This window comes from Vreelandella zhuhanensis (genome assembly GCF_009793355.1).
Taxonomy (GTDB): Bacteria; Pseudomonadota; Gammaproteobacteria; order Pseudomonadales; family Halomonadaceae; genus Vreelandella; species Vreelandella zhuhanensis.
Map to the genome: position 1 here is coordinate 41,781 of NZ_WTKP01000010.1, position 12,096 is coordinate 53,876.

The following is a 12,096-nucleotide window of genomic DNA, read 5'->3' on the forward strand; positions in this document are numbered from 1 at the left end:
GGATTGCGTGCATCCGCTCAAGACTTTCCCCGACGCTTACGCTTGCTTAACGCCGGGGATTACAGTCACGTTTTCGAGCATGCAGATATCAAGGTTCATGGCAAAGGCATGATGGCGCTTGTGCGTTTCAATGCCCTGGGATATCCCCGCCTTGGCTTGATAGTCAGCAAGAAAAATGTGAGGCACGCCGTTGCCCGTAATCGCTTCAAGCGGCTTGTTCGTGATTCCTTTCGTCTCAGGCAACACCACCTTCCCGCTGTGGATATCGTGGTACTCGCCAGACGCGGCGTTCATGAGCTGGACAACGACACTCTGCATCGCCAGCTTCACGGGATGTGGAAACGGCTCTCACGTGAAGCACAAGCTGACAAGCATACGGTTTCGTCCCGTCAGACCAGTGGTTCTTGACCGGCATACCTTTCGCCGCTCGACCTCGGCCTGCCACATGGCAGGCTTTCGTGTGTCAAGGGTCGAGCAAATGACATTGCGCCATTAGCATGTTCACCACCCATCGGGCAGAACCCTTATGGACGTAAAACGACTTATTCTGCTGATTCCTTTAGCTATTCTGGCTTACCTTCTGGTAATCCAGTGGAATCAGGATTACGGGCAGCCAGTTCCTGAACCTGTTGCCCAGGCACCGGGAATTTCTCAGTCCGCCAATGGCGTTAGTGAAGAATCCCCTGACGGTAACGGGCTTGCCGTTCCCACCGCACCCGAGCGTCAAGCTGGAGGGGAGGGCATGCCCGCGGTGGAGGAAGACGCCTCGACGAGCCGTGACTTCATCGCCGTGACCACCGATGTGCTGGATGTACGCATCGATCCGCACGGGGGTGATATCGTCTATGCCGCCTTGCCACAGCATAAACAGACGCTGGCCTCGGAAAGAAACTACATACTGCTGTCTGATAGCCAGAACCGCAGCTATGTGGCACGTTCCGGCCTTCAGCTGGAAGGTGAAGCGAGCCGTATCGCCTTCACACCGGAAGGTACCGAATACCGGCTGACCGCGAACGTAGATAATGTCGTGGTCGACCTGAACGCTGAAATCAACGGGGTTGATGTACTCAAGCGCTTTACATTCACGCGCGATAGCTACGCCGTGGATGTCAGCTATTACGTACAAAACAATACCGAGTCTCCGGTCAGCGCGCGCTTTATCGGGCAGCTGGCACGGGATAACTCTCCGGACCCCTCAAGCGGTGTTTCGATGGGGATGAGCTCGTACCTGGGGGCCGCCTTCTCGACACCGGAAGACCGTTATCTAAAGGTCGATTTCGAGGATATCCAGGAAGGTGCGTTTGAAAACCGCGATGCTCAGGGCGGCTGGGTAGCGATAATTCAGCACTACTTCGTGTCTGCCTGGGCGCCCCCCCAGGATCAGCAGAACCTGTATTACGCCACCACTGATTCCCGGGGGCGCAATGTCGCCGCCATCGCCGGCCCGACCAATACCATCGCCGCTAATGAAGAAGCCACGCTGGGCGCCACGCTTTACGTGGGACCCAAGGTTCAGGAACGTCTGGAAGAAGTGGCTCCGCATCTCGAGCTGACCGTCGACTTCGGCTGGCTATGGTTCATCGCCAACCCGTTGTTCTGGCTGCTTGATCATATCCAGAACGTGGTAGGCAATTGGGGCTGGTCCATCGTTCTGTTGACCGTCCTGGTCAAGGTAGTGCTGTTCCCCCTGTCCGCCAAGGCCTACAAGTCCATGGCACGGATGCGCAAACTTGGCCCGGAAATGACGCGTCTCAAGGAGCTCTATGGCGATGATCGCCAAAAGATGTCTCAGGAGATGATGAAGTTCTACAAGAAGGAAAAGATCAATCCGTTAGGGGGGTGTCTGCCCATCCTGGTACAGATGCCGGTATTCATCGCGCTTTACTGGATGCTGCTGGAATCGGTTGAATTGCGTCACGCACCGTTCATCTTCTGGATTCAGGATCTGTCGGTGAAGGACCCTTACTTCGTTCTGCCGATCCTGATGGGCGCTTCGATGTTCGTGCAACAGATGCTCAATCCGACGCCTCCCGATCCGATGCAGGCCAAGATCATGAAGATGCTGCCTATCATCTTCACGTTCTTCTTCCTGTGGTTCCCGGCCGGGCTGGTCATCTACTGGGTGGTCAACAACATCATCTCGGTAGCTCAGCAATATCTGATTACACGCAAGATCGAAAACGATCCGAGTATCGGCAAGGGCATGAGAACCAAGTAAGTTCTTTCCGAGCCTGACCCTCACCCGACCCCCGCCGCTGTCTTCAGTTGCGGGGGTCGGGCGTTTTACGCCATACAACCCGACAATACCGCCTCTTCTCAGGAGGATATAGCACATGGCTGACCGCCTTTATATCGAAGATAGCATTACCGCCCTGGCGACTCCTCCAGGGCGCGGTGGTGTGGGCATCATTCGCGTCTCCGGGCCTGCCTGTCGGCCGATCGCCGAAAGCATGCTTGGACAGTGCCCTGCCCCGCGTCGCGCCCATTACGGCCCGTTTCGGGGCCATGCCGGGCTGATCGATGAAGGCATTGCGCTGTTCTTCGAAGGGCCTCACTCCTTCACCGGCGAAGATGTGCTTGAACTCCAGGGCCACGGTGGGCCGGTGATCATGGACCTTCTGCTGGAACGCTGTGTCGAGCTGGGGGCGCGCCTGGCGAGGCCCGGCGAATTTTCCGAACGCGCCTTTCTCAATGACAAACTGGACCTTGCACAAGCCGAAGCCATTGCCGACTTGATCGATGCCAGCTCCAAATCAGCTGCGGAAAACGCCCTGCGCTCGCTGCAAGGCGAGTTCTCCCGGCGTATCGAAGCCTTGGTGCAACGCCTGGTCGAATTGCGTATCTACGTCGAGGCGGCGATCGATTTTCCTGAAGAGGAAATCGATTTCCTCGCCGACGGTAAAGTATCGGCGATGCTTGGCCTGGTACAGCAAGAACTGGCCACCATTCGCGCCACCGCCGGGCAAGGCGCCTTGATGCGCGAAGGCATGAGCGTCGTGATCGCCGGGCGCCCCAACGCGGGAAAATCCAGCCTACTCAATGCCCTGACCCAACAGGACACGGCCATCGTTACCGCCATTGCCGGCACCACAAGAGATGTGCTGCGCGAACATATCCACCTGGATGGCATGCCGCTGCACATCATTGACACCGCCGGTTTGCGTGATACGCCCGATGCGGTGGAAAAGATCGGGGTAGCCCGCGCCTGGGCGGAAATCGAGCAAGCCGACCGGGTGCTGTTACTGGTGGATGCCGGTACTACCACCTCCACCGACCCCCTAACCATCTGGCCTGAATTCATCGAGCGACTTCCCGATAAAACCCGCCTGACGCTGGTGCGCAACAAGATCGATACCAGCGAAGAAACTCCCGGAATGGATTTATCCACAAGTCATCCCATTGTGCGTCTTTCCGCTAAAACGGGAGCGGGTGTGGATAACTTGAAAACTCACCTCAAAGATGTAATGGGTTTCTCGGCGACTACCGAAGGACGATTTTCCGCCAGACGCAGACATCTGGTTGCCTTGGATCGTGCCGCCACCGCCCTGGAGAATGGTGCTGGCCAGCTTGCAGGCTTTGGCGCCGGTGAACTGCTGGCGGAAGACTTGCGCGATGCTCAACAGGCACTGGGAGAAATCACCGGCGAGTTCAGTGCCGACGATCTCTTGGGTGAGATTTTCGGTAGTTTCTGCATCGGGAAATAAATAGGGAAATCTGCAGAACTACTCTTGCACCCACCAATCTGCGGCATGGCGACATTGTTCGCCCAGCAAGGGCGCCAGCTCTGCCATGGCACCTTCAAGGCGCTCTTGCATCCCCCAGGGCGGGTTGATGACCAGCATGCCACTGCCGTACATGCCATGAGTTTCCTGTGAAGGGTCACGCAGACGTAGTTCGCTACGCCATATCTTGCGTACCTGGCTGGCACGCAGAGCCTCCAACAATCCCTGAAAATGCCCTGCAGGCAGCAATGGATACCATATCAACACGACGGCATGACGTGCCTTATGCATGAGCTGCGTGACCGCCTGGGCCACCTCCTGATATTCCGACTTGCGCTCGTAGCTGGGGTCGAGCAGCACGCATAACCGTGGTGTCACCACCGGGAGTAGGCGGGTCAGCCCAGCCAGACCATCCGCGTAATGACGCCGTGTATTGGCGGGAAGAATTTGCGCTGACAGATATTCATGCTCACCTGGATGCAGTTCGAATAGATGCAATCGATCCTGCTCACGCAAGCGTTGCCCCAACCACCAAGGCGAACCGGGGTACAGGCTCAAGGGTGCCTTGGCATTGGATGCTTGAAGCCCCTCCAAAGCGGACAGCCATGCCGTCAAAAGAGGGTTGCGAAACTGGCTGCGCGCTTGCCACAGTGGCTCAATGCCACCCAGGTGCTCCTGTAGTCGAGTACTTTCCTCTGCGGCTAGTTGATAAAGGCCTCGTCCAGCATGCGTGTCTATATATGTAATGGCTGATTCTTTACGTAATAAATGCTCAATGACGGCAAAAACCGTCAAATGCTTGTGAACATCGGCAAAATTGCCGGCATGGTAGGCATGTTGATAGGAGAGCATGGTGGCCCTTTGAGTTAGCAAGCGATATCAATCGCATGGTGAAGAAGTAACTTTTTATGGAAAAGGCCCGCTGCTTAGCAGCGGGCCTTTTGTTTTTCTGTATTGATGTTTTTCTATACTGACGAAAGTCAATAATCGCTAATGCTCGAATAACCCAAAGGTTACCGCTGGCCTTCGCCGGTTGGTGTTAGAGTAATTTCTACCCGTCGATTTTGTGCGCGGCCTTGTTCAGTCTCGTTACTTGCCACCGGCTGAGTTTCTCCGTAGCCGCTAGTGTTGATACGGGCTGAGGAAACACCGGTCTGGTTCAGGTAACTGCCCACTGCCTGAGCGCGTTGCTCGGAAAGGCGCTGATTGTAGGCGGCATCACCGGTGCTATCGGTATGCCCGGCAATATTCACTCGGGTATCGCCGTATTCACGTACCACCTGAGAGACTTCATTTAATGCATCTCTCGCCTGGGGTGTCAGTTGTGCGGAATCGAAACCAAAGGTCACGCTACTGGGCATGTTGAGTACGATGTCATCGCCGCGGCGATCAATTTCAATACGTGAGCCTTGCAGATTTTCACGCAGCTGTTCTTCCTGGCGATCCATGTACGCTCCGATACCGGCACCGGCAGCGGCACCCACGGCGGCACCGATCAAGGCGCGATCACGACGACTGGTACTGCCATCACCGGAAAGCGCACCCGCTGCCGCCCCTACTACGGCACCGATACCGGCACCCGTCCCAGTCGTGGAACGCTGTGTCTGGCCGCTATAGGGATCTGTGGCACAACCTGCCACTAAGATCACCGCTGCCAGCGGCGTCAACAGTTTATAAAAAGCGCGCATATAAAGTTCCTTACGTTCAGAGGTGGCTCATTATTCGTCACTGATCAACGCCAGCAACTCATTCAAGAATAGTAGACCTTGGGGCGACGTTTGTAATCGAAAAGGGATTTCCTTCAAAAGTCCTTTTTTGTCCGCTTCCGATAAACGTTCAAGCAAGGTACCGAGCGGTTGCCCCGTATGCGCGGTCCAGGTCTCGACAGGCACACCGTCGGTCAGGCGTAATGCATTCATGGCAAATTCAAGCACCAATGCATTTTCAGGTATCTCCTGCTTGCCGGCGATAAAGCCACGCGGGTCATTCACACGACGCAAGTAGGCCTCGGGCTGGCGGGTCTTCCAGCGTCGCTCGATACGCCATTGGCCATTTTTATCGATATGGCTGAGCTTTCCATGAGCGCCCGCCCCTATGCCCAAATAATCGCCGAACTGCCAATAATTGAGATTGTGGCGACTTTCACGGCTCGGCCTGGCATAGGCGGAAATCTCATAGCGCTGCAACCCGGCTCGTTCAAGCAGGTCATGCCCTGCATCCTGAATATCCCAGAGGGTTTCCTCTTCGGGCAATACCGGGGGGTGGGAATGAAAGGCGGTATTGGGTTCAAGCGTCAACTGATACCAGGAGATATGCTCAGGCTCAAGCGCCAATGCCTGTTCCAGGTCAGCGAGCGCTAGCTCTTGGGTTTGCCCAGGCAGCCCATGCATCAAGTCCAGGTTGAAGTTATCGAACCCGGCTTCACGCGCCTGAGCCACCGCCATCAAGGCATCCTGGCCGGTGTGAATTCTACCCAGTGCCGTCAACTGCACATCATGAAAGCTTTGCACGCCCAAGGAAAGACGATTGATGCCTGCCGCGCGATAACCCGCAAAGCGCCCTTGCTCCAAGGTACCGGGGTTGGCTTCCAAGGTGATTTCGATGTCATCGGCAAATAGGAGCCGCTCACGAATGGCCTTGAAAAGCTGAGCATAGAAGTCAGCGGACAACAGACTGGGTGTCCCTCCGCCGATAAAGATACTCTGCAGCTTACGTGGCGGCAACGATGCCAGGTCATGATCGAGATCAGCCAATAGGGCCGCTAAATAAGCCTGTTCCGGCAATGCTTCACGCCCCGATTCATGAGAATTGAAGTCGCAATAAGGGCATTTGCGCACGCACCAGGGAGTATGAATATACAACGACAAGGGAGGCAGGCAATCAACCATGCACCACCTGCAACATATCTACCAATCCCTGCAATGCTCGGCCACGGTGGCTCAAGCGATTCTTTTCTTCTGCGGGTAGCTCGGCGGCACTCATTGCCTGCTCCGGGACCCAGAACAAGGGGTCATAACCAAAGCCGCCGTCTCCACGTGGATGCGCCAGAATTTCTCCCTCCCAGCTACGTTGCACTATGACCGGCACCGGGTCTTCGGCGTGGCGTAGATACACCAGCACACACCAGTAGCGGCCACTGCGTTGCCCTTCCGGGCACTCACTCAATGCCTGTAACAATTTCTGATTGTTACGCACGTCGCTTTTAGGTTCACCGGCAAAACGGGCGGAATAAATTCCCGGTGCGCCCTTCAGCGCATCCACTTCAAGGCCGGAATCATCCGCCAAAGCAGGCAATCCACTGATCCGACTAGCCTCGCGCGCCTTGAGAAGTGCATTTTCCACAAACGTCAAGCCTGTTTCTTCCACTTCGCCGACACCAAAGGTTGACTGAGGACGCACATCAAACCCCAGCGGGGAAAGCAATGCGTTGAATTCTTTCAATTTACCAGCATTTCCGCTGGCCAACACCATAGTAGCCACAGTCTGCATAGCAACATTCTCCTCCAAGGATTTTCCTTAGTTATACTTTAGTAGTTACATAAAATTCATTTAATTTTCTGCTTACCCTGTGAAAATTTTAATTAGCAAAATAGTAATTTATAAAAAAATAATAAAATTAAATTAATAAATACAAAGAGTTAAACATATATTCTTTTAAAGCATAAAAATATAGCTAAAATCAATCAATAAAGTTAATAACAAAACTTTACGAAGGTTACTTCTTGGTCAACACTTCATTGGCTGCTTACTAATGATTTTTTTCCATGAGGGTCACCCAATGGCTTTGGCGACATCATCCGATCAGCTTTACGTAATAACTGAAAAAAGTCCGCAAACTCAATTATTTGTTGATTACTTGATTCAGCACACCGGCTGTAACGCAACGGTCTATCCGCCATCTTCCGTGCTTTCGGTCAAACCACCCGAAAAGGCGTTGTTATTGATCGACATGGATCACATCAGCCTGGATACCTTACCGGAATGGCAAGCAAAGCTTCCGGAAGCCCTGAAACAGGTACCCATCGCTGCCTTCAATATCAGGGACATGGATCATGCCCTGGAAGCCTTGGCTTGCGCTCAGCTCAAAGGGATTTTTTATCGTAACGAAAGCCTTGAGGTGATCTGTAAAGGCATCAAAAGCTTGATGGAGGGTGAGCTTTGGATGTCACGCGATCTCATGGCGCAGCTGATTCTGTTTTATCGCAAGTATCAGAGCAATGTGTTTCGCCCAGCATGCGGCCTGACCAATCGGGAGATGGAAATTATTTCCTTGCTCAGCTCCGGCGCCTCCAATCAGCAGATTGCTGACACGCTGTTTGTCAGTGAGCACACCGTCAAGTCCCACCTTTACAACATCTTCCGCAAGATCAATGTGCACAACCGTATCCAGGCCTTGAATTGGATTCATCAAAATATCGGGCCGATCTTGCCCAATATCGACAATGGCCGAAATGGAAAAAGTCAAAGCCATCGTTAACGCCAGGGCGTGAGGATTTTCCGATGAAATTCATAAAACCATTGTGGCACCACACCCGCATAGCCGGTAACGCTTTGTTGTTAGGTGCTATATGTAGCGCTTCTCTGTGGGCCGCCTCACCCGAGGTGCCAAGCGAGGCGTCAACCGAAGCACAACAACAAGAAGCCATCAATCAGATTGAAAGTCTCGATGGCCCCGCGCTACAGCGCCAACCCAACCGCAGCAGCGAGTTAACCGGGGTGCTGGTGGACCGCACCATCACCATGGCCGGCAAGACCTTTTACCGGGCTTTCAGCCAAAGGGCCATGGATAGCCTGTTTATCAGCCAGGCCACGCTCACCATTGAAGAGCGTCCGGATGCACGCTGGGGTAGCCAGGTATGGGTGATGGAAGGGTCACGCATGTATTTTCGCACGCAACTTTCTCCTCGAATCAACGAAGCCGACCGGATGGCAGGAGAAGCAGTGCAAACGGTCGAAGAAGCCTTGCTGCAACGTCAGCTCGCTTCGGCCATGTCATCTAATCCAGACCTTGGAAGTGAGGAGTTGAACTGATGAAAACCACTTGTATACCCCATGCCATGAAAATGCTGACCACGGCCGCCTTATTCAGCGCACTATCGCTTCCGGCCTTTTCCGGAGAACTGGTTTACCAACCCATCAACCCCTCCTTCGGCGGGGATCCTTTTGTGGGAAGTTATCTGCTGGGCAAGGCCCAGGCCCAGGATACCAACACCGATCCTGATGCGCGTCGCTCCACGCCGTTATCACCCACCGCACGTTTGATCCAAAGCCTGGAAAGCCGACTGATTTCCCAGCTCATCAGCGATGTGGGAAGTGGCGATATCGGTGAAGGCAGCTTCGATAGTGAAGACTTTGGAGTCGTGGTCAAGGATGACGGGGGTCAGCTTTCCGTTCAGGTGGTGGACAAGCTCACTGGCGATGTTACCACCATTAGCGTCGGCGGTTTATTCAATCCGTGAACTGTATCAATCCGCTCACGCCAAAAAAATTCAAACGCAACAAGACAAGGGGACACCCATGAGAATCATTATCGTTGGAATGCTGGCACTTTGGCTGAGTGGCTGTGCCGGCGTCGTCGCCACCTCGGAAGACCTGGAAGGGGCACCCGCGACACTCACGCCCAGAGGCGCGGCCTATCAAGATTTGGTTTCGCTACCACCGCCTGCCGGGCGCATCTTTGTCTCGGTGTATGATTTCCGCGACCAGACGGGGCAATATCGCCCGGCGCCGGCCAGTACCTTTTCCACCGCCGTGACCCAGGGCGCGTCCGCCATGCTGACCGGCGCCCTTGCGGATTCGGGGTGGTTCATCCCCCTCGAACGGGTGGGGTTACAGAACCTGCTTACCGAACGGCGTATTATCCGGGCGGAATTCGAGCGCTTCGGCCAACCCGATACCTTGCCTTCCCTACGGGCGGCCTCGGTCATGCTGGAAGGCGGTATTATCGCCTATGAATCCAATGTGCGTACCGGCGGAGCAGGCGTTGAGTATTTCGGTATCGGCGCCTCCGGGGAATACCAGGTGGATCAAGTCACCGTCAATCTCAGGGCGGTGGAAATTTCTACCGGTGAGGTGCTGGCCAACGTGACCACCACCAAGACCATTTATTCCAAGGAGTTGCGGGCCGGTGTCTACCGCTTCATCGATTTCAGCCGGCTGCTCGAAGCGGAAGCCGGTCTTACCACCAACGAGCCGGTACAAATGGCGGTAATGGCCGCTATCGAATCGTCGGTGATTCATTTGATTGCCCAGGGGGTGGAAAGCCGTTTGTGGAACCTGCCCAACGGTACCGATTTCAATCAAACCATCTTGGCGGACTACCTGAACGCGCCCATTCCGCAGCTATAAACCAGGCAAAACCGCCCAGGAAGGGCGGCCTCAAATTCCAAGGTCATGCTTATGCATGACCTTTTTTTGTGCAACAAAACTTTACTATTCCATTAATTATTTGAACCATAAATGGATTTTTCTCTTTGTGACATTTTTAAGTTTTCTTCGGATTTTTTTGTTTAGGTGAATTACTGATTCACGACGCCTAACACCTTTACGCTTTCTCTTTATAAAAAGCAGCAGCTTTTCCAATATCAAAAACCGTAAAACATCTTATAGCGGAAAAAGTTCCAGAAGCCAGACTCAATAAACGTAAAAAATAGAAACAGAATATTTATTGAAGGAGCTTTCAGTGAACGCTATCCACGTTCCTCGATCGTTATTCATGGTTAGAAAACGGGTGTCTTTTATTGTTGTCTCGGCCGCTTTTTTAGCGTTCGCAACGTCTGTCAGCGCCAATGATAACGACCAAGACTTGATACAAAAATCAAGAATCATCCAGCATATCGAACAAACAAAAAACCAAGTTAACAGTGATGGATATAAAGCCAATGTCAGCATCATTAAACAAATGGGAAGCGAAAATAACGCCAGTGTCACCCAGTCTCAGTCAGCCAGTTTTCAAGCGGGAAACTTCGCCTTGATTCATCAAGACGGCAATCAGAATAATGGCACGATTTCCCAGCAAGGCGGCGATAACACAGCTTCCATCTGGCAAGAGGGAAACAGGCATAACGCCGCGATCAGCCAGCAAGGCAATAGTTTTTCATTAAGTGCCGACATCCAGCAGTTCGGCATTGCAAGCGACATCAATGTTTCACAATCGGGGAGTGGCCAGCGCAGCATCAGCATCGAACACCAGGCGTATTCGGGCAATGCACTGCCGGTCACCGTCGAGACCCACTGAGCGGCATTCCGCCGGCTCGGTGACCACTAAGCAAGACGATCGAAACCAAGGGGAAATACCATGAAAATGCAACTAACCGCTATCGCTGCAGCAGTCGCTCTCGCTGTCTCTTTCTCAGCCAGTGCCGATCCACGCGACTGGACTAATGACACTACATCTTACTCTCCCTCTGCGGCAACTTTTGGTGCACAGGAAGGTATCAGATCAGGCATGGATGGTTATAGTCAGCACAGTGATTCAACTGTACAGTACTCTAAAATTGATCAAAGTGGCGCAGGAGCCAATGCTCTCGTTAACCAATATGACGGCCCTCAGTACTCATTGATCGAGCAGTCCGGTGCTGACGATCAAGCGACCGTTGAGCAACGAAGTGGAAACCTTAATGGGCAAAATGAATCTATAATCAAGCAGCATTCATACAATGACGGTAATACAGCAACCGTAAAGCAAATTGGGTATCGTAATGACTCCTACATAGATCAACTAGGTGACAACAATACAGCTACAGTAAACCAAATCAACAACACTCAACTAAGCGACTCTATTATCCATCAGCGTGGAGAAAATAACGAAGCAACTATCAATCAAACTAACAATACTGACGAAACTTGGAGCTTCGTTGGACAGTATGGTGATAATAACATTGCAGTCGTTAGCCAAAACATGGCAGACCTTAGCTCCTCCTATATCTATCAAGATAGTAATAGCCTCAGCGTTGGCCACTACGCTGAAGTCACGCAGACTGGACAAACAAATCTCTCAGTAATCCGTCAAGTCGGCAATACGCCTGGGCATGCTGTTCATAACCAGTCAGGAATGCCTGGGAATAATACCGCGATTTCCAATCAATGGTAGTACGTAGCAACAGACTCTTTAAGAACCGCCCTCCGGGGCGGTTTTTTTTATATCCTTTCTGCACCTAGATTTTCCACAGTTAACGCAACCTCCTCAACTCTACCCCCGTCAATCTCGAACCCCTTACATTCAACCTGATAACTCAATAAGCGACCCTAACCAGAACAGCTGGCCGCTGCTGTACTTACTGTCCTGCCGTTTAAATTAGCCTTTTCGATATGACTAATAACCTCTGTACTGCGTATTAAGAATCTCATCATTCCAATTTTTAAAACAATGAGC

Annotated in this window: 13 protein-coding genes; 9 read left to right on the forward strand and 4 right to left on the reverse strand. The window is 52.9% G+C overall.

Going from position 1 to position 12,096, the window contains the following annotated elements; genetic code table 11:
- Positions 1 to 3: 3 nt before the first annotated feature.
- From rnpA to mnmE, 3 genes are all read left to right on the forward strand, one after another.
- Positions 4 to 408 carry a ribonuclease P protein component gene (gene rnpA, locus GPM19_RS13445; RefSeq protein ID WP_160419534.1) on the forward strand — a complete coding sequence of 135 codons (405 nt, stop codon included), beginning with the start codon at positions 4 to 6 and terminating at the stop codon, positions 406 to 408.
- 118 nt (positions 409 to 526) lie between these two features.
- Positions 527 to 2,218: a membrane protein insertase YidC gene (yidC, locus tag GPM19_RS13450; RefSeq protein ID WP_160419535.1), complete on the forward strand. Its 1,692-nt coding sequence runs from the start codon at positions 527 to 529 to the stop codon at positions 2,216 to 2,218.
- 115 nt (positions 2,219 to 2,333) lie between these two features.
- Positions 2,334 to 3,704 (forward strand): tRNA uridine-5-carboxymethylaminomethyl(34) synthesis GTPase MnmE, encoded by a 1,371-nt coding sequence (mnmE, locus tag GPM19_RS13455; RefSeq protein WP_160419536.1) that lies wholly within the window; start codon positions 2,334 to 2,336, stop codon positions 3,702 to 3,704.
- A gap of 18 nt (positions 3,705 to 3,722) precedes the next feature.
- Here the strand turns inward: mnmE and GPM19_RS13460 are convergent, their stop codons facing one another.
- The 4 genes from GPM19_RS13460 to rdgB all read right to left on the reverse strand — a co-directional run bounded on the left by GPM19_RS13460 (position 3,723) and on the right by rdgB (position 7,211).
- Complete coding sequence (locus GPM19_RS13460; RefSeq protein WP_160419537.1) at positions 3,723 to 4,574, reverse strand: 23S rRNA (adenine(2030)-N(6))-methyltransferase RlmJ; 852 nt, start codon at positions 4,572 to 4,574, stop codon at positions 3,723 to 3,725.
- Between the two features lie 161 nt (positions 4,575 to 4,735).
- Positions 4,736 to 5,410, reverse strand: a complete 675-nt coding sequence (locus GPM19_RS13465) for a YiaD family glycine zipper/OmpA-like lipoprotein (RefSeq protein ID WP_160419538.1) — start codon at positions 5,408 to 5,410, stop codon at positions 4,736 to 4,738.
- 30 nt (positions 5,411 to 5,440) lie between these two features.
- Positions 5,441 to 6,610: a radical SAM family heme chaperone HemW gene (gene hemW, locus GPM19_RS13470; protein ID WP_160419539.1), complete on the reverse strand. Its 1,170-nt coding sequence runs from the start codon at positions 6,608 to 6,610 to the stop codon at positions 5,441 to 5,443.
- The gene (gene rdgB / locus GPM19_RS13475) at positions 6,603 to 7,211 is read right to left on the reverse strand and encodes an RdgB/HAM1 family non-canonical purine NTP pyrophosphatase (RefSeq protein ID WP_160419540.1); all 609 of its coding nucleotides are present in this window, start codon (positions 7,209 to 7,211) and stop codon (positions 6,603 to 6,605) included. Before rdgB ends, hemW begins: the two co-directional genes overlap by 8 nt.
- Positions 7,212 to 7,500: 289 nt before the next feature.
- Between rdgB and GPM19_RS13480 the strand changes: the two genes are divergently transcribed.
- The 6 genes from GPM19_RS13480 to GPM19_RS13505 all read left to right on the forward strand — a co-directional run bounded on the left by GPM19_RS13480 (position 7,501) and on the right by GPM19_RS13505 (position 11,814).
- Positions 7,501 to 8,199: a response regulator transcription factor gene (locus GPM19_RS13480; RefSeq protein WP_160419541.1), complete on the forward strand. Its 699-nt coding sequence runs from the start codon at positions 7,501 to 7,503 to the stop codon at positions 8,197 to 8,199.
- Between the two features lie 23 nt (positions 8,200 to 8,222).
- Complete coding sequence (locus tag GPM19_RS13485) at positions 8,223 to 8,753, forward strand: CsgE family curli-type amyloid fiber assembly protein (protein ID WP_160419542.1); 531 nt, start codon at positions 8,223 to 8,225, stop codon at positions 8,751 to 8,753.
- Positions 8,753 to 9,181 carry a curli assembly protein CsgF gene (locus tag GPM19_RS13490; RefSeq protein WP_227842440.1) on the forward strand — a complete coding sequence of 143 codons (429 nt, stop codon included), beginning with the start codon at positions 8,753 to 8,755 and terminating at the stop codon, positions 9,179 to 9,181. The genes GPM19_RS13485 and GPM19_RS13490 overlap by 1 nt, the downstream gene beginning before the upstream one ends.
- A gap of 58 nt (positions 9,182 to 9,239) precedes the next feature.
- Positions 9,240 to 10,070, forward strand: a complete 831-nt coding sequence (locus tag GPM19_RS13495; RefSeq protein ID WP_160419543.1) for a CsgG/HfaB family protein — start codon at positions 9,240 to 9,242, stop codon at positions 10,068 to 10,070.
- Positions 10,071 to 10,404: 334 nt separating this feature from the next.
- The gene (locus tag GPM19_RS15620; protein WP_160419544.1) at positions 10,405 to 10,959 is read left to right on the forward strand and encodes a hypothetical protein; all 555 of its coding nucleotides are present in this window, start codon (positions 10,405 to 10,407) and stop codon (positions 10,957 to 10,959) included.
- Positions 10,960 to 11,019: 60 nt separating this feature from the next.
- Entirely contained in the window at positions 11,020 to 11,814 is a 795-nt protein-coding gene (locus GPM19_RS13505; protein WP_160419545.1) for a hypothetical protein, read from the forward strand.
- The last annotated feature ends 282 nt before the right edge of the window (positions 11,815 to 12,096 follow it).

What these genes read in the sequence shown, in the direction of transcription:
- yidC (WP_160419535.1), top strand. Translation starts at nt 527, where the DNA reads ATGGACGTAAAACGACTTATTCTGCTGATTCCTTTAGCTATTCTGGCT.
- mnmE (WP_160419536.1), top strand. Translation starts at nt 2,334, where the DNA reads ATGGCTGACCGCCTTTATATCGAAGATAGCATTACCGCCCTGGCGACT.
- GPM19_RS13460 (WP_160419537.1), bottom strand. Translation starts at nt 4,574, where the DNA reads ATGCTCTCCTATCAACATGCCTACCATGCCGGCAATTTTGCCGATGTT.
- GPM19_RS13465 (WP_160419538.1), bottom strand. Translation starts at nt 5,410, where the DNA reads ATGCGCGCTTTTTATAAACTGTTGACGCCGCTGGCAGCGGTGATCTTA.
- hemW (WP_160419539.1), bottom strand. Translation starts at nt 6,610, where the DNA reads ATGGTTGATTGCCTGCCTCCCTTGTCGTTGTATATTCATACTCCCTGG.
- rdgB (WP_160419540.1), bottom strand. Translation starts at nt 7,211, where the DNA reads ATGCAGACTGTGGCTACTATGGTGTTGGCCAGCGGAAATGCTGGTAAA.
- GPM19_RS13480 (WP_160419541.1), top strand. Translation starts at nt 7,501, where the DNA reads ATGGCTTTGGCGACATCATCCGATCAGCTTTACGTAATAACTGAAAAA.
- GPM19_RS13485 (WP_160419542.1), top strand. Translation starts at nt 8,223, where the DNA reads ATGAAATTCATAAAACCATTGTGGCACCACACCCGCATAGCCGGTAAC.
- GPM19_RS13490 (WP_227842440.1), top strand. Translation starts at nt 8,753, where the DNA reads ATGAAAACCACTTGTATACCCCATGCCATGAAAATGCTGACCACGGCC.
- GPM19_RS13495 (WP_160419543.1), top strand. Translation starts at nt 9,240, where the DNA reads ATGAGAATCATTATCGTTGGAATGCTGGCACTTTGGCTGAGTGGCTGT.
- GPM19_RS13505 (WP_160419545.1), top strand. Translation starts at nt 11,020, where the DNA reads ATGAAAATGCAACTAACCGCTATCGCTGCAGCAGTCGCTCTCGCTGTC.